The 21680-nt window shown below is 72.4% G+C and carries 20 protein-coding genes; 7 read left to right on the top strand and 13 right to left on the bottom strand.

All coding sequences use genetic code 11. From position 1 onward, the window contains the following. Positions 1-38 precede the first annotated feature (38 nt). The 4 genes from ACFWBW_RS01770 (at position 39) to ACFWBW_RS01785 (ending at position 4764) form a co-directional block, all read left to right on the top strand. Positions 39-1301, top strand: a complete 1263-nt coding sequence (locus ACFWBW_RS01770; RefSeq protein ID WP_385367514.1) for an NADH:flavin oxidoreductase/NADH oxidase family protein — start codon at positions 39-41, stop codon at positions 1299-1301. A gap of 177 nt (positions 1302-1478) precedes the next feature. Beyond that, positions 1479-2057 carry a toxin-antitoxin system, toxin component gene (locus ACFWBW_RS01775; protein ID WP_385367515.1) on the top strand — a complete coding sequence of 193 codons (579 nt, stop codon included), beginning with the start codon at positions 1479-1481 and terminating at the stop codon, positions 2055-2057. Beyond that, complete coding sequence (locus ACFWBW_RS01780; protein WP_385367516.1) at positions 2054-3226, top strand: MAB_1171c family putative transporter; 1173 nt, start codon at positions 2054-2056, stop codon at positions 3224-3226. The genes ACFWBW_RS01775 and ACFWBW_RS01780 overlap by 4 nt, the downstream gene beginning before the upstream one ends. Positions 3227-3318: 92 nt before the next feature. Further along, positions 3319-4764, top strand: a complete 1446-nt coding sequence (locus ACFWBW_RS01785) for a pyridine nucleotide-disulfide oxidoreductase (protein WP_385367517.1) — start codon at positions 3319-3321, stop codon at positions 4762-4764. Between the two features lie 83 nt (positions 4765-4847). On the opposite strand, the gene ACFWBW_RS01790 is transcribed toward ACFWBW_RS01785, so the two are convergent. The 7 genes from ACFWBW_RS01790 to ACFWBW_RS01820 all read right to left on the bottom strand — a co-directional run bounded on the left by ACFWBW_RS01790 (position 4848) and on the right by ACFWBW_RS01820 (position 12468). Further along, entirely contained in the window at positions 4848-5864 is a 1017-nt protein-coding gene (locus tag ACFWBW_RS01790) for a TIGR03842 family LLM class F420-dependent oxidoreductase (protein ID WP_385367518.1), read from the bottom strand. Between the two features lie 42 nt (positions 5865-5906). Beyond that, positions 5907-7310 carry a dihydropyrimidinase gene (gene hydA, locus ACFWBW_RS01795; RefSeq protein WP_385367519.1) on the bottom strand — a complete coding sequence of 468 codons (1404 nt, stop codon included), beginning with the start codon at positions 7308-7310 and terminating at the stop codon, positions 5907-5909. Between the two features lie 17 nt (positions 7311-7327). Beyond that, entirely contained in the window at positions 7328-8623 is a 1296-nt protein-coding gene (locus ACFWBW_RS01800) for an aspartate aminotransferase family protein (RefSeq protein ID WP_385367520.1), read from the bottom strand. Further along, on the bottom strand, positions 8620-9462 hold the full coding sequence (locus tag ACFWBW_RS01805) for a nitrilase-related carbon-nitrogen hydrolase (RefSeq protein WP_385367521.1): 843 nt from the start codon (positions 9460-9462) through the stop codon (positions 8620-8622). Before ACFWBW_RS01805 ends, ACFWBW_RS01800 begins: the two co-directional genes overlap by 4 nt. 174 nt (positions 9463-9636) lie before the next feature. Further along, entirely contained in the window at positions 9637-11574 is a 1938-nt protein-coding gene (locus ACFWBW_RS01810; RefSeq protein ID WP_385367522.1) for a hypothetical protein, read from the bottom strand. Between the two features lie 45 nt (positions 11575-11619). Then, a complete protein-coding gene (locus ACFWBW_RS01815; protein WP_385367523.1) occupies positions 11620-12018 on the bottom strand; it encodes a PPOX class F420-dependent oxidoreductase in 399 nt (132 codons plus the stop codon). 21 nt (positions 12019-12039) lie between these two features. Then, positions 12040-12468 carry a MarR family winged helix-turn-helix transcriptional regulator gene (locus tag ACFWBW_RS01820; protein ID WP_385367524.1) on the bottom strand — a complete coding sequence of 143 codons (429 nt, stop codon included), beginning with the start codon at positions 12466-12468 and terminating at the stop codon, positions 12040-12042. 134 nt (positions 12469-12602) lie between these two features. Here ACFWBW_RS01820 and ACFWBW_RS01825 point away from each other — a divergent pair, with 134 nt between their 5' ends. Then, complete coding sequence (locus ACFWBW_RS01825; protein WP_385367525.1) at positions 12603-13487, top strand: MBL fold metallo-hydrolase; 885 nt, start codon at positions 12603-12605, stop codon at positions 13485-13487. Positions 13488-13500: 13 nt separating this feature from the next. Here the strand turns inward: ACFWBW_RS01825 and ACFWBW_RS01830 are convergent, their stop codons facing one another. Beyond that, the gene (locus ACFWBW_RS01830; protein ID WP_385367526.1) at positions 13501-14478 is read right to left on the bottom strand and encodes an alginate lyase family protein; all 978 of its coding nucleotides are present in this window, start codon (positions 14476-14478) and stop codon (positions 13501-13503) included. Between the two features lie 142 nt (positions 14479-14620). Further along, positions 14621-14872, bottom strand: a complete 252-nt coding sequence (locus tag ACFWBW_RS01835; RefSeq protein WP_243339177.1) for a helix-turn-helix domain-containing protein — start codon at positions 14870-14872, stop codon at positions 14621-14623. A gap of 64 nt (positions 14873-14936) precedes the next feature. Between ACFWBW_RS01835 and map the strand changes: the two genes are divergently transcribed. Then, positions 14937-15704 (top strand): type I methionyl aminopeptidase, encoded by a 768-nt coding sequence (gene map / locus ACFWBW_RS01840; protein ID WP_385367527.1) that lies wholly within the window; start codon positions 14937-14939, stop codon positions 15702-15704. Positions 15705-15727: 23 nt separating this feature from the next. Here the strand turns inward: map and ggt are convergent, their stop codons facing one another. Further along, complete coding sequence (ggt, locus tag ACFWBW_RS01845) at positions 15728-17527, bottom strand: gamma-glutamyltransferase (protein WP_385367528.1); 1800 nt, start codon at positions 17525-17527, stop codon at positions 15728-15730. Between the two features lie 101 nt (positions 17528-17628). On the opposite strand from ggt, the gene ACFWBW_RS01850 reads away from it, so the two are divergent. Next, positions 17629-18357, top strand: a complete 729-nt coding sequence (locus tag ACFWBW_RS01850; protein WP_385367529.1) for a hypothetical protein — start codon at positions 17629-17631, stop codon at positions 18355-18357. Here the strand turns inward: ACFWBW_RS01850 and ACFWBW_RS01855 are convergent. From ACFWBW_RS01855 to ACFWBW_RS01865, 3 genes are all read right to left on the bottom strand, one after another. Beyond that, on the bottom strand, positions 18317-19573 hold the full coding sequence (locus tag ACFWBW_RS01855; protein WP_385367530.1) for a cytochrome P450: 1257 nt from the start codon (positions 19571-19573) through the stop codon (positions 18317-18319). The genes ACFWBW_RS01850 and ACFWBW_RS01855 overlap by 41 nt on opposite strands. A 120-nt stretch (positions 19574-19693) precedes the next feature. Further along, positions 19694-20227 carry a hypothetical protein gene (locus ACFWBW_RS01860; protein WP_385367531.1) on the bottom strand — a complete coding sequence of 178 codons (534 nt, stop codon included), beginning with the start codon at positions 20225-20227 and terminating at the stop codon, positions 19694-19696. After that, complete coding sequence (locus tag ACFWBW_RS01865) at positions 20224-21672, bottom strand: ATP-binding protein (RefSeq protein ID WP_385367532.1); 1449 nt, start codon at positions 21670-21672, stop codon at positions 20224-20226. The genes ACFWBW_RS01860 and ACFWBW_RS01865 overlap by 4 nt, the downstream gene beginning before the upstream one ends. Positions 21673-21680 lie beyond the last annotated feature (8 nt).

Genomic DNA, 21680 nt, shown 5'->3' on the forward strand with positions numbered 1-21680 from the left:
CCGGACGTCACGTGACGAAATCCAGAGGGGAATCTTCTATGCACCTGTCCACACCTCTCGTACTGCAGAGCGGCGCCCGCATTGCCAACCGGATGGCCAAGGCCGCCATGGAGGAGAGCCTCGCCCGCCAGCCCGGCCAGCTGCCCGGGCCGGAGATCGAGGAGCTGTACCGCAGATGGGCTGGCGGCGGAAGCGGATTGATCATCACCGGCAACGTGATGATCGACCGGCGGGCCCTCACGTCTCCGGGAACGATCGTGCTCGATGCCGAAACCGACCTGGAGCCCTTCCGTCGCTGGTCCGCGGCGGCCGGCTCGGGGGGCGGACAGGTGTGGATGCAGATCAACCACCCGGGCCGGCAGGTCCGGTCGGACCTGCGCGGTGTGGCATGGGCGCCGTCCGACATCGGCGTCAGCCTCGGGAAGCACACGAGCGTCTTCGCCCGCCCGACGGCGATGACCGAGGAGGACGTCCGGGCCACGATCGGCCGGTTCGCCACAACGGCACGCCTCGCGCAGGAGAGCGGCTTTCACGGCGTCCAGATCCATGCGGCCCACGGCTACCTCCTCAGCCAGTTCCTCTCCCCTCTGGTCAACCGCCGCACCGATCAGTGGGGCGGCAGTCTGGAGAACCGGGCGAGGATGCTCGTGGAGGTGGTGCGAGCCGTTCGCGCGGTCGTGTCCCCGGACTTCACCGTCAGCATCAAGATCAACACCGCGGACTTCCAGCGCGGCGGCTTCGACGTCGACGAGGTGGAAAAGGTACTCGCGTCCCTCGAAGGCCTCGGCGTGGACCTGGTGGAACTCTCCGGCGGAAGCATGGAGAGCGCGGCGACCATGGGCCGCACGGCCGATGACAGGAAGCTCGGCCGGGAGGCCTACTTCCTGGCGATCGCCGAGCGGCTCGTCGCATCCGCGCCCATGCCGCTCATGCTGACGGGAGGAATCGGCCGACGCGCCTCCGCCGAGCGGGTCCTGACGAGCGGATTCGCGATGGTCGGTCTGGCCACCGCCCTCGCCCTCCACCCCGACCTGCCCACACGCTGGCAGGAGGGCGATGACATCGAGGTTGCGGCACCGCGCCTCGACTGGCGGGACAAGGACATCGCCAGCGCGGGCGTACTGGCCGTCGTACGGGCGCACATGAGCCGCATCTCCCGCGGCCTGCCGCCCCGCGCCCGGACCTCCGCGCACTTCGCCCTCATCCGCGACACGCTGCGGAACCGGGGGATGACCCGGGCCTACGGGCGGTGGCTTTCCCGGAACCCGGCGCCGGAGGCGACCATGCCGCTCAGCGGCTGACCTCATCGGTTCGTCGCCGTCCGGGGTTTCTCCGAAACCCCGGCCTCGACGCGGCTCCTCCTGAGCCTAGTCTTGGACGTGCAGCCGAGTCCGAGGTGGGTGCACGCCCGCGCCGGACCCACAGAGGAACACGGATCAACGCCGAACGGCATGGAATGCGCAGGTGAGGAGTCAGGGATGAGAATCGTGAGGAACCGGCGGCTGGAGCAGGAGATGGTACGGCTGTGCGACGAGCTGTACGCCGGCCTGGGTGAGCCCGCACCCCGCGACATCACCGAGCTGATCGACCGAATAGCCGTGCATCTCACCGCCCACCGCGGCGATCCCGGACGGCCCGTGCGCATCGTGCGGCGGGACTTCCCGCAGGGCCTCGGCACCGTCTCGGGGCTCTGGCTCGACCGCGAGACCGAAGACATCATCGTCGTCGCGAAGAGCACCAGTCCCTTCCATGCCCTGGTCATCCTGGGGCACGAGATCTGGCACATGATCAAAGGCCACTGCGGTACGTACGTCCTGGGTTCGCAGGTCGCCACGCGTCTGATCGGTGACGACGTCCTGACCCCGGAGGACCTCGACGAAGCCGTGCGTCTCGTCGCCGCGCGGACGCACGCCGCGGGGGGCGACGAGGCCGAGGCCGAACAGTACGGCCGCATGCTCGGCCGGCGGTTTCGCCACCTGGTCGAAGTCGACTCCACGCAGCGGGTCCTCCAAGGCCCGGCTGCCCGCATCCAGGCCTCTCTCGGCAACGGCTGGTGAACGGCTCGGACTACTACATCCCGGCGGCGGCGCTGGGCATCGCCTTCCTCTCCAAGCTCCCCGGACTGATCCGGCAGTGGAGCAACCCCATGGCCCGGTCCGTCGCGGGGCTGCTCCTCATGGCCAGCGCCGGATTCGCTTTCGCCGCTCCCCCCACGATCACCGTGGTCAACCGATGGGTGGGGCTGCCTAACGTCTCCGCGCCGTTGGTCTACGCCATCCTCAGCGTGTTCAACACGTGCTGCATCGTGCTCCTCGCGTACTGGCGCGAGGGATTCGGCACAGAGGTTCAACGCCGCGTGCGGCAGTGGTTCGCCGTCTGCGGCACGGTGGTCGCCCTGATCTCCCTGTGCTTCGTCCTGGGCGATGCCCCGGTGGAACGGCTGCGGGACCTCGACACCCATTACGCGTCCACGCTCTGGATCCGCGAAATGATCGTCATCTACCTCTCCTGGCACATCGTCGTCGGCACGGTCGTACCGGTGATGTGCTGGCGGTGGTCGCGCGTGGTGGGCGGGTGGCTCCGGGCAGGCCTGCTGACCCTCGTGGCCGGTTTCGTCTTCAGCACCGGTTTCGGGCTCGCCAAGGCCGCTGCCGTCGTCGCCCGCTGGGCGGGCGGCGACTGGGACTTCCTCAGTACCGATGTCGCCCCGCCCCTGGCCAGTGTCGGAGCCGTCCTGACCACCTCCGGCTTCCTGCTGCCCCAGGGCCGTCGCCTGGCCGAGGCCTGGGAGACATGGCAGACCTACCGGTGGATGGGGCCGCTGTGGCGCAGGCTGCGCACCCTCATGGGCCTGCCGGCGTCGGCCGGCTGGTGGACATCGCTCGGATCCCGGCTCTTCGATCGCGAAACGGATATCTACGATGATCTACTGGCTTTGGCCCCGTTCTGCGACCTTGAGATCATGACGGCACATCACTACAGGGCACTGGACGACGGTGTCTGCCCCAAAGAGGCATGGGCGACGGCCGCGGCCATGATGATCGCGGCCGCCATCGAGTCCAAGGAATCCGCTGCGGAGAGCGGCGTGGAGTACCCGGAACAAGGCACTGCCGCACTCAGCGCCGTACTCGGCACCGGCACCAGGGGCATCGCCCGCATCTCCCGCCAGTACGGAGCCCTTCACCGCCGGACCGCGGCCGCCCCGTCAGGACGGCGTTCCCCGTGAACTGCCGGCCTCGTCATCCTTTTCCAGCCTCTGTCGATACTCCCCGTCGTCCGAGCCACCCGCGAAGCGGCAGTCCTAGAGAGCAACACACGATGACCCAGCAGCCCCACGGCACTACCGGCACCACCCGCGCCGTCATCCTCGGCGGCAGCCTTGCCGGTACACTCGCGGCCGCCGCACTCGCACCCCACTTCGCGGACATCCTCATCCTCGAACGCGACAAAAAGCTGCCCAATACCGCAGAGCCCCGGCCCAGACTTCCCCAGGCCGCCCACGCCCACATGCTGTGGTCGGGTGGCGCCGACGCGATCGAAGCCCTGCTTCCCGGTACGACCGACCGGTGGCTGGGGGCCGGAGCCCACCGAGTACCGATCCCGAACGGCATGGTCTCCTACGCGCCCGCGGGCTGGTTCCGGCGGTGGACCGAGACCCACTACCTCATCGGCGCCAGCCGTGACCTCGTCGACTGGGGCATACGCACCGCGGCCCTGGAGATCCCCAACGTCCGCGTGCGCACGGGCATGACCGTCACTTCGCTGGCGGGCAGCGCGTCGAGGGTGTGCGGTGTGCACGTGCGGGACGAGGGCGGCGAGGAAGGCAGGATCGACGCCGACCTCGTGATCGACGCGACCGGTCGTGGCTCCAAGGTCCTGGAGTGGCTCGCGCGGATCGGCGCCCCCACGGTGAGCGAGACCGTCGTGGACGCCGGCGTACGCTACGCCAGCCGCCGCTACCGCGCCCCTCTGGGTGCCGAATCCGACTGGCCCGTCATCCACATCCAGGCCGACCCGCGGCAGGGCAAGCCCGGCCAGGTCGTCTCGATCATCCCCATCGAAGACGGCCAGTGGCACGTCAGCATCTCCGGCACCCGCGGCGGCGAACCGAGCGCCGACGAGGACCTCTTCGAAGAGTTCGCCAGAGGAGTCCGCCACCCGCTGGCCGCCGAATTCCTCGCCCGTGCGGAGCCGATCAGCGACGTCGTCGTCTACGGCCGGACCGCCAACCGGCAGCGGCGCTTCGAGAAGGCCGCCATGCCCGCCGGCTTCATCGTCCTCGGCGACGCCGCCACCAGCCTCAACCCGGTCTACGGCCACGGGATGTCCGCCGCCGCCCTGGGAGCGCTCGCGCTGCGCGAAACCGCGGCGAAGACGCCCGTGACGGCGCCCGGGTTCGCCGCCCGGGCCCAGAAGGCGATGGCCCGCCCCGCTGCCGCGGCCTGGCTGCTCGCCGTCGGCCAGGACCGCTTCTATCCGGGTGCCGTCGGCAGGACGCCCAACCTGGCCGACAAGCTCGCAGCACGCTATGTCCACCGCCTGAGCCACACCGCCATCGGGAACTTCCTGGTCGTCAAGGCACTCACGGACGTCATGACGATGCACAAGCCCGCCTCCGTCCTCGGCACCCCCGACGTCCTGATCGCCGCGGCACGCGGCCCGCGCAAGCCCCTGCTCGACGGTCCCGCCCTCACCACGAGGGAGCAGAGCATCCTGGACCGCGAGCCCCTCCGCCGGGCAGAGAAGATCAAGACCTCCGACTAGAAGAGTGCTCGCCGTACCGGGAGGGGCCATCAGGTTCACTACGCGGCCTCAAGGTGTAGCCGTCACGGGGCCGGCCCGGGTCGTCAGTCGCGCAGCACCGGAATGATGTGCTGACCGTACGCGTCGATCGTCGCCTCCCTGGCGTCGTGCATGTCGTAGACGGCGAACTGGTCGACGCCGAGGGCGCGCAGGGCACGCAGCTTCTCGACGTGGGCCTCCGGCGGGCCCAGCAGGCAGAAGCGGTCGACGATCTCGTCCGGGACGAAGTCGGTCGACGGGTTCCCGGCGCGGCCGTGGTGGCTGTAGTCGTAGCCGTGCCGGGATTTGATGTACTCGGTGAGCTCCTCGGGAACCATCGAGGAATGCTCGCCGTAGCGGGAGACGAGATCGGCCACGTGGTTGCCGACCATGCCGCCGAACCAGCGGCACTGGTCGCGGGCGTGGGCCAAGGCCTGCGCCGAGTCGTCGGCCGTGACGTACGCCGGGGCGGCCACGCAGATGGTGATCGAGTCGGGGTCGCGCCCGGCCTCCACGGCGGCCTGGCGGACCGCCTTGACCATCCACTCGGTGAGGTAGAGGTCCGCGAGCTGCAGGATGAACCCGTCGGCCTTCTGGCCGGCGAGCGCGAGGGCCTTGGGCCCGTACGCGGCCATCCAGACGGGCAGCTTCCCGTCCGTGATCCAGGGGATCCGGATCGGGTTGCCGTCGACCTGCGCCTCGCGGCCCTCCGCCAGGTCGCGGATGACGTCGATGGCCTCGCCGAGCCGGGCCAGGGTGTTCGGCGCGCGCCCGGCGACCCGCATCGCCGAGTCCCCGCGCCCGATCCCGCAGACCGTGCGGTTGCCGTACATGTCGTTGAGGGTGGCGAAGGTGGAGGCGGTGACCTCCCAGGTGCGGGTGCCCGGGTTGGTGACCATCGGACCCACGTGCATGTGCTGCGTGTTGGCGAGGATCTGGCTGTAGATGACGAAGGGTTCCTGCCAGAGGACCGCCGAGTCGAAGGTCCAGCCGTAGCGGAAGCCGTTGCGCTCCCCGCGCTTCATGAGGCTGACGACCTGGGAGGCCGGCGGGTCGGTTTGCAGGACGAGGCCGAAGTCCATGCATGGCTCCTTGCTGCTGCTGCGTGCGTGCGGGCTTGCGGCTTACAGGTACTGGCAGGTGGAGCGGGGGATGAAGGCTCCGTGACCGGCTCGGCCGGTGAACTCGCGCCGGTCGATGACGAGTTCGCCCCGGGACAGGACCGTGTCGACGCGTCCGGTGATCCGCTTGCCCTCGTACGCCGAGTAGTCCACGTTCATGTGGTGCGTCTCGGCGGAGATGACCTGCTCGGCGTGCGGATCGTAGAGGACGATGTCGGCGTCGGAGCCCGGCGCGATGGTGCCCTTCTGTGGGTAGAGCCCGAACATCCGGGCCGGGGTCGCGCACGCGATCTCGATCCAGCGGCGGCGGCTGATGTGCCCGTCCAGGACCGCCTGGTGCAGGAGGTCCATGCGGTTCTCCACGCCGGGAAGACCGTTGGGGATCTTCGAGAAGTCCCCGCGGCCCAGCTCCTTCTGGCCCCGGAAGCAGAAGGGGCAGTGGTCGGTGGAGACCACCTGGAGGTCGTTCGTCCGCAGCCCCCGCCACAGCGCCGCCTGGTGCTCGCGGGGGCGCAGCGGGGTGGAGCAGACGTACTTGGCGCCCTGGAAGTCGGGCTCCTCCAGGTTGTCCGTGGAGAGGAAGAGGTACTGCGGACAGGTCTCGCCGAAGACCGGCAGCCCCTTGTCCCGGGCCGCCGCCAGCTCCGCGACCGCTTCCTCCGCCGAGACGTGGACGACGTAGAGGGGGGAGCCGGCCACCCGGGCGAGCTGGATGGCGCGGTGGGTGGCCTCCGCTTCCAGGAGGACCTTGCGGACCTCGCCGTGGTGGCGGGGGTCCGTCTCCCCGCGCGCCAGTGCCTGTTCGACGAGCACGTCGATCGCGATGCCGTTCTCGGCGTGCATCATGATCAGCCCGCCGTTGCCCGACGCCCGCTGCATGGCACGCAGGATCTGCCCGTCGTCGCTGTAGAAGACCCCGGGGTACGCCATGAACAGCTTGAAGGAGGTGACCCCCTCCCCCACCAGGTGGTCCATCTCCTTCAGGGTCCGCTCGTTGACGTCCGAGAGGATCATGTGGAAGGCGTAGTCGACGGCGCACTTGCCGTCGGCCTTGTCGTACCAGGTGTCGAGGCCCTCGCGCAGGGCGTGGCCCGGCGTCTGGACGGCGAAGTCCACGATGGTGGTGGTGCCGCCCCAGGCGGCGGCCCGGGTGCCGGTCTCGAAGGTGTCCGAGGCCGCCGTGCCGCCGAAGGGCAGCTCCATGTGGGTGTGGGCGTCGACCCCGCCGGGGATGACGTACTTCCCGCTCGCGTCGATCGTCCGGTCGGCCGTCCAGGTCTCGGCGGCCGCCGTGCCGTGTGCCGCGAGGGCGGCGACCCGGCCGTCCTCGATCAGGACGTCGGCGTGGAGCTCGTCGGATGCGGTGATGACGAGCCCGCCGCGGATGAGGGTGCGGTTGCTGCTCATGTACGTCTCCCCCGGTGCTAGTTGAGGGTGCGGAGGGCCTCGGCGAGGATTTCGGCGCCCTCTTCCGCCTCGGCGACGGTGAGGGAGAGCGGCGGCGCGATGCGCAGCACGCTGGTGTTGTGGCCGCCGCCCTTGCCGAGGAGCAGGCCGCCGGCCCGGGCGGCTTCCAGTACGGCGGCGGCCGCGTCCGGGTCGGCCTGGTCGGTGCCGGGTTTCGTCAGCTCCAGGCCGGCCATCAGGCCCCGGCCGCGCACCTCCCGTACGGCGGGCACGGTCGCGGCGATGGCCCGCAGCCGCTCCAGCAGCAGGCCGCCGACGCGGCGGGCGTTGCCCTGGAGGTCGTGTTCGAGGACGTAGGCGAGGTTGGCGACGCCGGCGGCCATGGTGACGGGTGAACCGCCGAAGGTGGAGATGGAGTTGGTGTCGAGGCAGTTCATCACCTCGGCGCGGGCCACGACTCCGCCGATGGACATGCCGTTGCCGATGCCCTTGGCGAAGGTGAGGATGTCCGGCGGGCCGTTCTGGGCGTGGGCCTGCCAGCCCCAGAAGTGCTCGCCGGTACGGCCCCAGCCGGTCTGCACCTCGTCGCTGATCCAGAGGATGCCGTGCCGGTCGAGGACCCTGCGGAAGGCCCCGTAGAGCCCGTCGGGTGGTGAGGTGAAGCCGCCCACGCCCTGCACCGGTTCGGCGATGAGCGCGGCGACCCCGCCGCGCGCCTGGCCGAGTACGTCTTCCAGGTCGGCGACGGACGCGGCGGTGAAGGCGGTGTCGTCGAGGTGGGCGAACGGGCCGCGGGTGCGGACCGCGCCGTGGACGTAGTACGTCTGGAGCGGCGAGAGGCTGGTCGGGGACCAGCCGCGGTTGCCGGTGATCGAGACGGTGGAGAAGGACCGGCCGTGGTAGCTGTTGCGCATCGCCAGGATCTGGTTGGAGCGGCGGTACGTCGTCGCGAGCAGCAGGGCGGTGTCGTTGGCCTCGGTGCCGGAGGTCGTGAAGAAGACCCGGGCGTCGGGGATGCCGGACAACGCCGAGACCCGCTCGGCCAGTTCGATCATCGGGCGGTTGAGGTAGAGGGTGGAGGAGTGGATGATCCGCGCGGCCTGTTCGGAGACGGCCTTGGTGACCTCGGGCAGGGCGTGGGCGGTCATCGTGGTGAGGATGCCGCCGAAGAAGTCCAGGTAGCGGTTGCCGTCCGCGTCCCAGACGTGGCGGCCCTCGCCGTGGGTGAGTTCGAGGGGGCGGTCGTAGTAGAGCGCGAGCCAGTCGGGCAGGACGGAGCGGTGCCGGCTGTGCAGGGGGATCGGGTTGGTCACGGCTGTACGAGTCCTCCGTAGGCGTCGGGGCGGCGGTCGCGGTAGAAGGCCCACTGGTCGCGGACCTCCTTGATGAGGTCGAAGTCGAGGTCGCGGACGAGGAGTTCCTCTTCCTTGTCGCTGGCGACCTCCCCGACGAACTGACCGCGCGGGTCGACGAAGTAGCTGGTGCCGTAGAAGTCGTTGTCGCCGTACTCCTCCTGGCCGACTCGGTTGATGGCGGCGACGAAGTACTCGTTGGCCACGGCGGAGGCGGGCTGCTCCAGCTGCCACAGGTATCCGGACAGGCCGCGGGAGGTGGCGGACGGGTTGTAGACCAACTGGGCGCCGTTGAGACCCAGTTCGCGCCAGCCCTCCGGGAAGTGCCGGTCGTAGCAGATGTAGACGCCGATCCGGCCCACGGCGGTGTCGAAGACGGGGAAGCCGAGGTTGCCCGGGCGGAAGTAGTACTTCTCCCAGAAGCCCCTGACCTGGGGGATGTGGTGCTTGCGGTACTTGCCGAGGTAGCTGCCGTCGGCGTCGATGACCGCGGCGGTGTTGTAGTAGAAGCCCTCGGACTCCAGCTCGAAGACCGGTACGACGATCACCATGCCGGTCTCGCGGGCGAGGGCCCGCATGCGCTGGACGGTGGGGCCGTCGGGGACGGCCTCGGCCCAGCGGTAGTGCTCGGGCTCCTGGACCTGGCAGAAGTAGGGGGCGTTGAAGACTTCCTGGAAGCCGATGATCTGCGCACCCTGGGCGGCGGCCCGGCGGGCGTGCTCCTCGTGTTTGGCGATCATCGACTCGGTGTCTCCGGTCCAGGTGGCCTGGACGAGTGCGGCGCGGACGACTTGGGCCATGAGCTGCTCCTCGCGACGGGGTACGCCGGCTTCTACGCACGTAGAGGGTGTACGACGGCTGCGCGTAGGGAGTTGAAGGTAGGCCTCGGCCAGGCCCGGGGCAAGACCGCCTTGCGCGGTTGGAGTAGTCGATCAGCAAACGCAGGAGTTACGTCGACACGTGGTCGTTTCCGGTCAGGCGACGGGCAGATTCGCGACTCGAAGGGCGTGCAACAGGTCACGGTGATGAGCCCCCGAGAGGGCTTCGGCGGCGCGGAGCAGCCGGGGCGCGAACCACCGGGGGTCCCGGCGGGCGAGCCGGGCCGACTCCTCTGCGGTGCGGACCCGGACGAAGGCGGCGAGCAGCGCGTCGGCCTCCTGGGTGTGGCCGGCCGTCCCGAGCACGAGGGCGATCTCGGCGATCTCCGCCGCCGGACGGGCGGCGCCCTGGCGCAGCAGGGCGCCCTGGTCGGCCGGCCCGAGCGCGGCGGCGGCCGCGGCGAACCGGGCGGGCGGCAGCGAGGCCGCCTCCCAGAGCAGGGTGGCCCAGTCGGCGGCCAGACCGGCCCGCCGCAGCTCCTCCCCCAGCAGGGCCAGCCGCTCGGCGGGGCCGGCGGCGGCCTCGCAGAGCAGCACGTGCGCCTCGCCGCTCCGCCCCTGCCCGCGCAGGGCCACGAGCCCCTCCACGAAGCCACCGGAGGCACCGGGAGCACCGGCCCATGAGGCGGGCGCGCCGTGCGGTGCCCCTCCGGGGGCGGAGCCGGGCCCGACGGGAGCACCGGCCCACGGGACGGACGTGCCGTGGGGGTCGCCTCCGGGGGTGGAGCCGGGCCACTGGGCGGAGTCTCCGGGCGAGCCGCCGGCGCGGCCCAGGTCCGGCCACGGGGTGGGCTCGGCCTGCGGGTGGGGCCCGGGCCCCGGTTCGGCGGCGGGGGTGTACCCCGCGCTCCAGGCCGGGGTGCCGGGCGGGCGTCCGCCCTGCCCCGCCGAGCCGGACCCCCCACCCGCCCGACCGGAGGCCGGACTCCAGGCCACCTCGGCCGAGGCCTCGGCCCCGGAGTGGCCACCTGCGGGCCCGGACCCGGGGTAGTCGTCCCGGCCGGAAGCGGCGGGGGTCTGCTCGGGGCCCTGGCCTGCGGAGCTCGCGTTGGCGGGCTCGTGCCGGGCTCCGCGGGCCGGGTCCGGCTGCCCGGCCGCGCCCGTCGGAGCCTCCGCCGGGGCGGGCTCGGCCGCCGGGCGGGCGGGGCGTCCGAAGCGGGCGCCGCGCAGGGGTGTGTCGGATGACGGCTGCCCCGGGGGCATGGTGACGGCCTGGGCTTCGGGCGTCGCCGCGCCCGCGTACCGGGCTCCGCCGCTGCGCCGCGCACCGCGCAACCACCGCCCCTCGGCCCGCCGGACCGGCTCCTCCACTCCTTCCGCCACAGGGCGGCCCGACGTCGGGGCCGCTGTCGCATCAGGGGTCGTGCCCGGCAGCCGGTCCGATGTCGCGGCCGCCGTGTCCGGGGACTCCGGCCGCATGCCCTCCCGCGGACCCGGCCATGCCGCGGCAGGCCCCGCACCCGGTGACGTCGCCGCACGCTGCGCGGGCACGCCGTTCAGGGGGGCCTGCTGCATCGGCGACGGGCGTCCGGTCCCCAGGGCCGCCTCCAGGCGGGCCGTCAGGTCCTCGTGGCGGGCGGTCGCGCGGGCATCGTCGTCCCGGGTCCAGGAGAGTTCCCGGGCCAGGGCCTGCGCCTGCGCCGGGTCCGTCGTTTCCGCCAGCCGCGCCGACAGCACGCGCAGGGCTGCCCGGGCCCGGGCCCGCTGCTCGGCGGCCGAAGCGATCAGTGTGCGCAACTCCTCGACCCCGCCCGGCAGTCGGTCCCAGACGCCGACGGCCGCGGCCCGCAGTCCGGCCGCGTACTGCGTCTCCCGGACGAGCGCCCCGGGGGCCGACGATGCGGCCAAGTCCCCGAGCAGTGACTCCAGTACGTCCCACGGAGGCATCGCGGCTCCGTCCAGACAGGCCCGCATCCCCTCCGGGTCCCGCCGCAGGAACTCCCCGTACCAGCCTGTCCCGGGATCCAGTCGCTGCGTCAATCCCCGCATGTACCCGGAGAGTTGGCCGATCACCTGCGAAGTCGCGGTCTCCATCCCCGCATTGGATCCCACCCGTGTTACGGGCGGGCTACAGGAGTCTCAAAGCTTGGCGGCGGGCGGGGCAAGCGTGACCGCGATCGCGGTGTGAGGCCGCCCGCGCCGGACGATCGCGGCCGGCACGTCCAGCATCCAGAACTGCCAGGTGTACTTGCGCCCCATCAGCTTCCGCACCCGCTTCAGACCGGCCTCGTCCAGCAGCCGCGCCTCGCCCTCGGCCACCGCGGCCCCGTCGGCCACCCGTCCGCGTACGTCGCAGGCCACGACGGTGACCCGCCCGTCGTTGCGGATCCGCTTCACCTTCCACGCGTCGTCGCGCGTCCACACGTACAGCTCCCCGCCGTCCGCCACCGCCCACACCGGCGTGGCCACGGCCGTGCCGTCCTTGCGGAAGGTGGTGAGACTGACGTACCTCGCTCGGCCCAGTTCCTCGATCGTCATGCGCACGACCCTACGCGGCCCTCAACGGGAGGTCGCGGCCCGCTCCAGCAGACTCCGCAGCACGCTCTGCTCCTCCGGGTCGAGCCCGGACACCGGCGAGTCCACGGAGAGGAGGTCGAGGAGCCGGTCGCGCAGGGCGGTGCCCCCGGGCGTGAGGACGAGCTGCTTGGCGCGGCGGTCGGTGGGGTGCGGATGCCGTTCGATCAGGCCCTGCTTCTCCAGCTTGTCGACGACGAAGGTGGCGTTGGAGGGTTCGCAGCTCATGCGCTCGGCGAGGTCCCGCATGGTCATCGGGCCGCTCATCTCGCGCAGCGCGGTCGCCTGGGAGGCGGTGAGGCCCAGCGTGGTGGCGCGCTCCCGCACGTGCTCGGCGATCCGGTGGGCCAGTCCGTCCACCAGCCCGCACAGCTGGCGCTCGGCGATGGCCTGGAGCTCGGGAGGCGTGGTCATGGCGCCAGTTTAGCAAATGGCTCAAGCCAGAATATTTACAACTTGAATGATTCGAACTTGATGCTTATGGTTGGCCCCGCCACCCCGGCGCACCGGCCGGAGGCGGCCTGACGACCATTCACCAGGGAGCCCCCATGCCCGACTTGAAGACGGCGCACGACGAACGACTGAACCGGCCCGCGGGAATCCGCTCGCTGCGGCTGGGCGACACGAAGGTCTCCTACGTCCCGGACGGCGACGTACGGCTCCGCCCGCTGCCGCTGCTCCCGGACACCACCGACGAGGTGTGGACCGCCCACCCGGAGTACCTGGACACCGCGGGCCACCTCGTGGCGAGCGTCGGCGGTCTGCTGGTGGAGCACGGCGGCCGGGCGCTGCTGATCGACGCGGGCTTCGGCCCGCAGACGCTCCGGTCCCCCGACGGCCCCGTCGGCGTGATCCACGGAGGCGCGCTCCCCGACAGCCTGACCGCTCTCGGCCGCACCCCCGCGGACATCGAAGCGGTGGCGTTCACCCACCTCCACTCCGACCACATCGGCTGGGCCGTCCACCCGTCCCCCGCCGACGGGCTGCCGCTCTTCCCCCGCGCCGAATACCTGATCGCCGCGCCCGAGTGGGACCGCCTCGACCTCCTCGCGGCCGAGGGCACGACCGAGCGGGTCGCCGCCCTCGCGCCGCGCGTGCGCACCCTTGACGACGGGCAGGAGATCTTCCCCGGGGTGCGCGTACGGATCACCCCCGGCCACACCGTCGGGCACGCCGAGTACGTCATCACCGGGGGCGGCCGGCGCCTGATCGCCTTCGGCGACGCCGTGCACTCGCCGATCCAGATCGACCACCCCGACTGGTCCTCGGCCTTCGACCACGACCTCGCCCGGACCGCCGTCCACCGCCGCCGGCTGGTCGCCGAACTGGCGGAGCCGGACACCATCGGCTTCGGCGTCCACTTCGCCGACGTGGTCTTCGGACACGTCCGGCAGGACGGGGACGGCCCGGCCTGGCACCCCGTGGACGCCTGAGAGCGGCTGCGCCTCAGGCGGCCGGCGCCGCCTCCCCGTGAGTGAGGGTCTCCCACGCCACGAACAAGTCGTCCGTCCCGGCCGGCCGCGTCTTCTCGACCAGCTCGCGGGTGTACGGGAGTTTCGCGCCCGTGCCCTGGGCGATGCCGTCGACGTACGTCCCCTGGCCGAACCAGTACGAGGCGACCTTGTCCGGCGAGTCGATGCCGGTGCGCGGCGGGGCCGGCGGGTGCGCGCCGTCCCGCTTGAGGTAGAAGTACGCCGGGACGCGCTCCCGGAACCGCTCCAGGGACTCCCGGAAGACGTCCTGGTCCTCCAGGAAGACGGAGATGCTCAGGGCGGCGTCGGTCATGGCCGGCTCCCAGTTGCCGTTGTACGCCGGCACCTGCGCGCGGACGGCCGGGAGGTAGGCGGTGCGCAGCATCTCCTTGAAGCGGGTGACGCGCCCGGCCCCCCAGTGCGGGTAGTCGGCGTGGAGGATCTCGGCGGCGCGCGCCCAGGTGGAGCCGGACCAGGCGGCCTGGAGGCCGGCGTTGTCCTCGGCGTGACGCTTCATCACGGCCGACCAGCCGTCCATGATCTCCACGGCCTTGCGCGCGTGGGAGGCCTTGCCGTTCACCGACCACAGCAGGGCGTGGGTGTACGCGGCGATCGCGTCCTGCCGTTCGTCGAGGCAGGGCTGCGGCCCCGAGTTGAAGGGGCAGGGCACCACGTCGGCCGGGTGCGCCCGGTAGTCGAGGGAGGCGTAGCGGCTCTTCAGGAGCGCCCGGTACGCGGAGTTCCACGGCTCCTTGCCGGCCGCGACCATCTGCTTCGCGTGCTGGAGCCGGGTGTGGCTGACGACGACGCCCGGGTGGCGGAAGACCACGTCGCCCGGGTCCCTGGCGTGGGCCCGGCCCTCGGGGGCGGCGCACGCCGCGAGCAGCAGGCCGCCCGCGAGGAGGGCGCCCACGAGTCCGAGGCCGAGTCGCTTGGATGTGGATGCGTTCATGTCTGACACGCCATCACGCTTGCCCCGCGCCCCGGCCCTCCCACCGCCGATTGGGCCGTTCAGCCGCCGGGCCCGCCCGAACGGCACGCCGGAAGGCGGGCCCGGCGGCCGAACGGCCGCGGCCCGCCCGCCGCCCCTGACCTCACACGGGCACGAGGGCGCAGCGCCGCATCACTTCGTCCAGGGACAGCCCCAGGGCCCCGGCGAGGGCGGCGACGGTGAAGAAGGCCGGGGTCGGGGCCCGGCCGGTCTCGATCTTGCGGAGGGTCTCGGCGGAGAGCCCGGCGCTGGCCGCGACCTCGACCATGCTGCGGCCACCGCGGGCCGTGCGCAACAGGGCGCCCAGCCGCTCGCCGCGCTCGCGCTCTTCGGGTGTGAGGGGGGTACGGACCATGTCCCCATCCTACCCTGGAGCCCAATAAGTATCCCGTTACAGTTATACCGGTATAGTTATTGGCATGGTGGAACTGAAGACAGACCGATCGATCGACCAGATGCGCGCCGCCGGCCGCGTCGTCGCACACGCCCTCGCCGCCGTCCGGGACCGGGCCGCCGTGGGGGTGTCCCTCCTGGAGCTCGACCTCGTCGCGCGCGAGGTGCTCCGTGAGGCCGGTGCCGGCTCGCCCTTCCTCGGCTACCGGCCGCGGTTCGCGCCGGTCCCCTTCCCTGCCGTCATCTGCGCCTCCGTCAACGACGCGATCGTGCACGGCATCCCGGACGACTACCGGCTGAGCGACGGCGACCTCGTCAGCATCGACTGCGGCGCGAAACTGGACGGCTGGGTCGGCGACGCGGCCGTCAGCTTCACCGTGGGCCGGGCCCGCCCCGCCGACCTGCGGCTCATCGCGACCTCCGAGGCGGCCCTCGCGGCGGGCATCGCCGCCGCCCGGCCCGGCAACCGCGTCGGCGACATCGCCCACGCCATCGGCAGCGTCTGCCGCGCCGCCGGGTACGGCATCCCCGACGGCTTCGGCGGCCACGGCGTCGGACGCTCCATGCACGAGGAGCCGGGCGTCCCCAACGAGGGCCCGGCGGGGCGGGGTACGAAGCTGCGCGCCGGCATGGTGATCGCGATCGAGCCCATGCTGATCGCCGGCGGTACGGACGACTACGCCTGCGACGCCGACGGCTGGACCCTGCGGACCGTCGACGGCAGCCGCGCCGCGCACTCCGAGCACACGGTCGCGATCACCGCCGCCGGTCCGAGGATCCTCACCGCCCTGTAAGCCTCACCAAGGTCCGCCCCGGGCTACCGCTCCCGGCTCGGGTGCACCACCATCGCCGAGCCGCCGCCCCTCCGGGTCGTCTCGGCCGCGGCCAGCCACCGCCCGTCGGGCAGCCGCTGGACCCCGGTGGCAGCGCCGATCTCCGGGTTCTGCCGGAAGCCCTGCCCTAGGGCCTCCAGCTCGGCGCGGACCGGGCTGTTCCACAGGCCCGGCTCCAGTTCCGTGGTGGTCTGGTTGCGCTGGCTGGCCCGCGGCGCGGCGATGGCCTCGACCAGCGGCAGCCCGCGGTCCAGGTGCCCGGTCAGGGTCTGGAGCACCGTGGTGATGATGGTCGCCCCGCCCGGGGAGCCCAGCGCCAGCACCGGGCGTCCGTGCTCCAGCACGATGGTCGGGGACATCGACGAGCGCGGCCGCTTGCCGGGGCCCGGCAGGTTGGGGTCGGGAACGCCGGGAGCGGCCGGGGCGAAGGAGAAGTCCGTCAGCTCGTTGTTGAGCAGGAAGCCGCGCCCCGGGACCGTGATGGCGCTGCCGCCGGTCGACTCGATGGTCAGCGTGTAGGAGACCACGTTGCCCCAGCGGTCGGCGACGGTCAGGTGCGTGGTGTTCTCCCCCTCGTACGTGGTCGGGGCGGCCTGCCCGCCGCCGCCGCAGGCGACCGGATTGCGGGGATCACCGGGAGCCAGCGGGCTGGTCAGCGCCTTGGCCGGGTCGATGAGGCAGCCGCGCGTGTCCGCGTAGCGCTGCGAGAGCAGCTCCTTGGTGGGCACGTCCTCGGCGGCCGGGTCGCCGACCCAGCGGCCCCGGTCGGCGAAGGAGATCCGGGAGGACTCGATGAAGCGGTGCAGGTACTGGGCTTCGGTGAGCTCGCCGAGGTCGCTGCGCTCCAGGATGTTCAGCGCCTCGCCCACGGTGGTCCCGCCGGAGGAGGACGGGGCCATGCTGTACACGTCCAGGCCGCGGTAGCCGACCCGGGTCGGGTCCTGCCGCTTGGTCGCGTACGCACGCAGGTCCCCGGTGGTGAGATCGCCGGAGCGGACCACTCGGGTGGCCGCCGGGTCCACCGGGGGCGTGCGCACGGCCCGGACGATGTCCTCGGCCAGCGGGCCGCGGTAGAGCGCGCCCGCGCCCTTGCGGCGGAGCTCGGCGTACGTGGCGGCCAGGTCGGGGTTCTTGAAGGTGGAGCCGACCACCGGGAGGGCCCCACCGGGCAGGAAGAGCTTCCTGGTGTCGGGGAAGTCCCTGAACCGGGCCTCGTTGGACGCGGTCTGGGCCCGGAAGGTGGAGTCCACGGCGAAGCCCTCGCGGGCCAGCTTCTCGGCGGGCTTGAGGAGTTGGCCGAGCGGGCGGGTGCCCCAGGACTCCAGCGCGCTCTGCCAGGTCGCCGGGGTGCCGGGGACTCCGACGCCGCGGCCGCTGGTCTGGCCCTCGGCGAAGGGGATCGGCAGGCCGTTCTCCTGGAACAGCGCGGCGGTGGCCGTCGCCGGGGCCGTCTCACGGCCGTCGATGGTGTGCACCCGGCCGGACCGGGCGTCGTAGTACACGAAGTAGCCGCCCCCGCCGATGCCGGCGGAGTACGGCTCGGTGACCCCGAGCGCGGCGGCCGTCGCCACGGCGGCGTCCACGGCGTTGCCCCCGGAGCGCAGGACGGCGATGCCGACCGCACTGGCGTCGGCGTCGACGCTGGCGACGGCCCCGCCGTATCCGCTGGCGACCGGGACCTTGGCCGGGGTGTCCGTCAGTGACGGCGGGGCGTCCGCCCCGGTCGAGACGAGCGCACCGGCAAGCGCGACGAGCGCTAACTGACGTGCGGCGGGACCACGCATTCGGTTCCTCCAGTCGACTGCCTGTCAGACCTTGGAGCGGCAGCGTAACTTCCCTGCACCCACCGCGTCATGAAGGCGGCGTGACGACTACCATCCGCCGCATGAATGACGACCTCCGCAACATCGTGCTCGGGGTGGTGGCCACCGCGTTCAGTGGCGGGATCGGCTGGTTCGCCCGGACCTACCTGTGGCACCGTGCCCTGCGCCGCAAGCAGGCCTTCTTCGGGCTCCCGACCGGCTCCGACTGCCTCTTCGTGGTCAACCGGCAGATGGGCGGCACCGATTCCTCGCTGCACCGCAACGATGCCTTCGCCCTGCTGGAGATATCCGCCCTGATCAAGGACTGCGGGGCGAACGTCCAGATCGTCACCCACGACGGAGCCCGCCAGGGCTTCGGCGAGCGGGCGGAGTTCTGCGTGGGCGGGCCGACCTCCAATGTCCGCACGACCGCACACCTGGCCTCCATGCTGCCGGGGGTGCAGACCGACATCGGTCTCCCGTCAGGCCATCCGGACCGCGCCGCCATCCGGATCGGCGGGGAGGCGTACCGCTGGGTGAAGGGACAGGTCGAGTACGTGGTGCTGGCGCGGCTGACGAACGGGCAGGGCTCGCGGCCGGTGTTCCTGCTGTCGGGCCAGACCGCCAACAGCAACCAGGCCGCCGCCCGGTACCTGGCCAAGCACCATGTCCGACTGGCCCGCCGGTACGGTCACGAGTCGTTCTGCGTGCTGTTGAAGGTGATCAACTCAGACGCCTACGGGCCCGATGTGACCGAGCTGGTGGCGGACGTCACCGTGGCGGCCCGGACACCCGCAGCGGCAGCCGTGTGATCCCGTTGATGAAGTTCGAGACCAACCGGCGTGGTGGGCCCGCCAGTTCCGGTACCGGCATGGCGGCGACCCACTCCTCGTAGAGGACGCGGAGCTGGAGCCGGGCGAAGTGCGCGCCCAGGCACACGTGCGGGCCGTCGCCGAAGGAGACGTGCGGGTTGGGGGTCCGGCCGAGGTCGAGGCGGCCGGGGGCGGCGAAGACGCGCTCGTCGTGGTTGGCGGAGGCGTGGAAGACCACCACCTTGTCCCCGGCCCGGATCCGTGCTCCGGCGAGCTCGGTGTCGGCGGCGGCGGTGCGGCGAAAGCTCAGCACCGGCGGATGGACGCGCAGGAGTTCCTCGACGGCCCGGTCCACCGGGGCCCTGCCGTCGGCGAGTCGGGCATAGGCGTCCGGGTCGCGGGCCAGGGCGAGCAGGCCGCCGGGCGCGGCGCTGCGCACGGTGTCGTTGCCCGCGACGGTGAGCAGGAAGAAGAACATCTCCAGCTCCGCGTCCTGAAGTCCGGCGAGCGCGAGGGCCGTCATCACGTCGTCGCCGGGGCGGGCCCTTTTGTGGGCGGCCAGTTCGCGGGCGTACGCGAACATCTCCCCCAGCAGCGCCGGCGAACGCGGGTTCAGCGGCTTCCCGTCCGGGCCCGGCAGCGGAGCCGGGGTGTCCTCGGGATCCTGGTATCCGATGATCCGTACCGTCCACTCCAGCAGCAGCCCCCGGTCGGCCGCCGGGACGCCCAGCAGGTCGGTGAGGTTCAGCAGCGCGTACTCGTCGGTGACGGTGCGCACCAGGTCGGCGGCCCCGCCCTCGGCGCCGTCACGGGCGGCCCGCAGCAGCGTACGGGCGCGGCCGCGGACCCGGGCGGCGAAGGCGTCGACGCGGGCCGGGGTGAAGGCGCGGGCCACGGTGCGGCGCAGGGTCCCGTGCTCGGGGGGATCCTGGTTGAGCATGGTGCGCCGCAGGAAGGGCAGGTCGGCCGGGTCGGGGTCGCGGATCTGGGTGGCGCCCAGGTGTGAGGAGTACGTGCGGTGGTCGCGCAGGACCCGGACCACGTCGGCGTGCCGGGTGACGGCCCAGAAGCCGGGGCCGGCGGGCCAGCCGAGCACCTCCGGCTCGCTCTGCCAGGCCACCGGGCGGTGGTCGCGCAGCAGCCGGTAGCGCTCGTACGGGACGCCTTCGGCGTAGAGGCGCGGGTCGAAGACATCGGGGGCCGGTCCTTGGTCCATGCGCCACACGGTGGCGGGGAGCGGCCCGGCCCGCAAGATGACCCGCGGGGGGCGGGGCCCGGCGCCGGGTCTGCCGTCCCGCGCGCCGCGGGAGCGGCGAGCCGTGCGCCCGGCCGGGGCTCAGCGCTCCGGCCTGACCTCGCACACGGCGCTCCGCTGCTTTTCGTCGGAGCCGATGATGATGATCTCGGGGGCCGGACTGGTGCGCACCGCGGCGAGAGCCGTGCAGGCCAGCTGGCGCAGGGCCGGGCCTGACAGCGGCTCGGCCGGGATGGGCAGCACGACGCGGAGGGTCTTCCCGTCACCGTCGGACTTGACGCCGGATCGGACGTACTCCGCGCCGAACGGGTTCTTGGGGTCCGCCGCCGGGATCGCGGTGGTCAGACCGGCCTCCCGCGCGGCCTCGCTCGGCCCCTCCAGCAGCATCCCGATCGAGAAGCCGAGGTCCGGCCGCTGCGTCCGGTCGGAGACCGGCAGCGGGACGAGCGCGCCGTCGGGCGCGATGAAGTACACCAGGCCCGGGTCCGGGGCGGTGGCCAGTTTCACGGTCCCGGCGCTGCCGCTCTCGACGACCCCGGTGGTGGCGATGCCGCAGCCGGTGGCGAGCAGCAGGGGGACGGTCAGCGCGGCCGCGGCCTTGCGCACCCGGTTCATACGCGGGCCTCCAGCGGCATGTCGAGGGTGAAGAGCGCGCCGCCGCCGGGGCCGTTGGCGGCGTGCAGGGTGCCGCCGTGCAGGCGGACGTTCTCCAGGGTGATGGCCAGACCGAGGCCGCTGCCGGTGGAGCGGGTGCGGGCGGCGTCGGCCTTGAAGAAGCGGTCGAAGATGTGCGGCAGCACCTCGGGGGCGATGCCGGGCCCGCTGTCGGCGACCTCGACGAGCAGCCGCTCGCCCTCGGGCCGGGCCTCGGTGCGGACGCGGACCCGTACGGGGGCGCCGCCGTGCTTGAGGGCGTTGCCCACGAGGTTGGCGAGGACCACGTCGAAGCGGCGCGGGTCGAGCCGGGCGCGGACGTCCGGGGGCAGCTCGGTGCTGACCCGCCCGTCGGTCCAGTGGCGGCGTTCCAGGGTCTTGGTGACGGTCTCGGCGACGTCGACCTCGTCGAGGTTGAGCTCGGCGGCGCGGGCGTCGAAGCGGGAGATCTCCATGAGGTCCTCGACGAGCACCGCGAGCTTCCCGGTCTCGGCGCTGATCAGGCGCAGCGCCTTGGCGGTGTCGGCGTCGAGCTCCTCGGCGCCCTCGTCGAGGACCTCGGTGACGGCGAGCATCCCGGCGAGCGGGGTGCGCAGTTCGTGGGAGACGTCGGCGGCGAAGCGGCGGGCGCGGGCCTCGGCCTCCCGGAGTTCGCTGACCGATTGTTCGAGGGCGCGGGCCGTCTCGTTGAAGGTGCGGGCGAGTCCGGCGAGTTCGTCGGCTCCGCGCACCTCGATCCGGGTGTCGAGCCGGCCGCGGCCCAGCCGCTGGGCGGCCTTGCGCATGTCCCGTACGGGCCTCAGGACGCTGCGCGCGGCGAGCAGGGCGGGGATCACGGAGATCGCCAGGCCCGGTACGGCGCCCATTCTGGCGGCGGCGACCAGGGCCTCCACGGTGGTCTGCTCGGTGTCCAGGGGCACGACCGCGTAGAAGACGGCGCCGGTGGGCTCGTAGACCTCGTTGTACTTGAAGACGGCGGGCATGCCGACGACCAGGGAGAGGTTGCCGTTCCGGTCCTTCGTACGCTGGAAGGCCCCGTGCGGGTGGGCTTTCACCTGGCCCCGGAGCTGTTCGCTGACGGAGGCGGAGACGGGCGCGCCGCCCTGGTTCGAGGAGGCGCGGAGCTTTCCGTACTCCCCGTAGACGATCCAGGGGTGCGGCTGGCCGCGCTTGCCCAGTTCCGCGACGAGCCGCTGGAGTTCCTGCTGTCCCATGGGCAGTTGGGTGTACTGGGAGTCGACCAGGTCGCGCAGGGTGCTGACGGCGGTGTCCTGGCTCTGTTTGAGGATCGCGTTGCGGGCCTGCTGATAGGTGAGTGCGGCCGTGCTCACCGCGCAGATGGCGGCGACCAGCAGGAAGGCGGCGATCAGCCGGGTGCGCAGGCCCAGGGGGGCGAAGCGTCTCATGCGCGCCG

It is taken from the genome of Streptomyces sp. NPDC059957 (assembly GCF_042730015.1).
Classification (GTDB): Bacteria; Actinomycetota; Actinomycetes; order Streptomycetales; family Streptomycetaceae; genus Streptomyces.

Excerpts from the sequence above, each read along its gene's own strand:
- ACFWBW_RS01855 (WP_385367530.1), bottom strand. The coding sequence starts at position 19,573 with ATGGACCAAGGACCGGCCCCCGATGTCTTCGACCCGCGCCTCTACGCC.
- ACFWBW_RS01820 (WP_385367524.1), bottom strand. The coding sequence starts at position 12,468 with ATGACCACGCCTCCCGAGCTCCAGGCCATCGCCGAGCGCCAGCTGTGC.
- ACFWBW_RS01860 (WP_385367531.1), bottom strand. The coding sequence starts at position 20,227 with ATGAACCGGGTGCGCAAGGCCGCGGCCGCGCTGACCGTCCCCCTGCTG.
- ACFWBW_RS01770 (WP_385367514.1), top strand. The coding sequence starts at position 39 with ATGCACCTGTCCACACCTCTCGTACTGCAGAGCGGCGCCCGCATTGCC.
- ACFWBW_RS01830 (WP_385367526.1), bottom strand. The coding sequence starts at position 14,478 with ATGAACGCATCCACATCCAAGCGACTCGGCCTCGGACTCGTGGGCGCC.
- ACFWBW_RS01785 (WP_385367517.1), top strand. The coding sequence starts at position 3,319 with ATGACCCAGCAGCCCCACGGCACTACCGGCACCACCCGCGCCGTCATC.
- ACFWBW_RS01805 (WP_385367521.1), bottom strand. The coding sequence starts at position 9,462 with ATGGCCCAAGTCGTCCGCGCCGCACTCGTCCAGGCCACCTGGACCGGA.
- ACFWBW_RS01810 (WP_385367522.1), bottom strand. The coding sequence starts at position 11,574 with ATGGAGACCGCGACTTCGCAGGTGATCGGCCAACTCTCCGGGTACATG.
- ACFWBW_RS01790 (WP_385367518.1), bottom strand. The coding sequence starts at position 5,864 with ATGGACTTCGGCCTCGTCCTGCAAACCGACCCGCCGGCCTCCCAGGTC.
- map (WP_385367527.1), top strand. The coding sequence starts at position 14,937 with ATGGTGGAACTGAAGACAGACCGATCGATCGACCAGATGCGCGCCGCC.
- ACFWBW_RS01850 (WP_385367529.1), top strand. The coding sequence starts at position 17,629 with ATGAATGACGACCTCCGCAACATCGTGCTCGGGGTGGTGGCCACCGCG.
- ACFWBW_RS01825 (WP_385367525.1), top strand. The coding sequence starts at position 12,603 with ATGCCCGACTTGAAGACGGCGCACGACGAACGACTGAACCGGCCCGCG.
- ggt (WP_385367528.1), bottom strand. The coding sequence starts at position 17,527 with ATGCGTGGTCCCGCCGCACGTCAGTTAGCGCTCGTCGCGCTTGCCGGT.
- ACFWBW_RS01815 (WP_385367523.1), bottom strand. The coding sequence starts at position 12,018 with ATGACGATCGAGGAACTGGGCCGAGCGAGGTACGTCAGTCTCACCACC.
- ACFWBW_RS01865 (WP_385367532.1), bottom strand. The coding sequence starts at position 21,672 with ATGAGACGCTTCGCCCCCCTGGGCCTGCGCACCCGGCTGATCGCCGCC.
- ACFWBW_RS01775 (WP_385367515.1), top strand. The coding sequence starts at position 1,479 with ATGAGAATCGTGAGGAACCGGCGGCTGGAGCAGGAGATGGTACGGCTG.
- ACFWBW_RS01835 (WP_243339177.1), bottom strand. The coding sequence starts at position 14,872 with ATGGTCCGTACCCCCCTCACACCCGAAGAGCGCGAGCGCGGCGAGCGG.
- hydA (WP_385367519.1), bottom strand. The coding sequence starts at position 7,310 with ATGAGCAGCAACCGCACCCTCATCCGCGGCGGGCTCGTCATCACCGCA.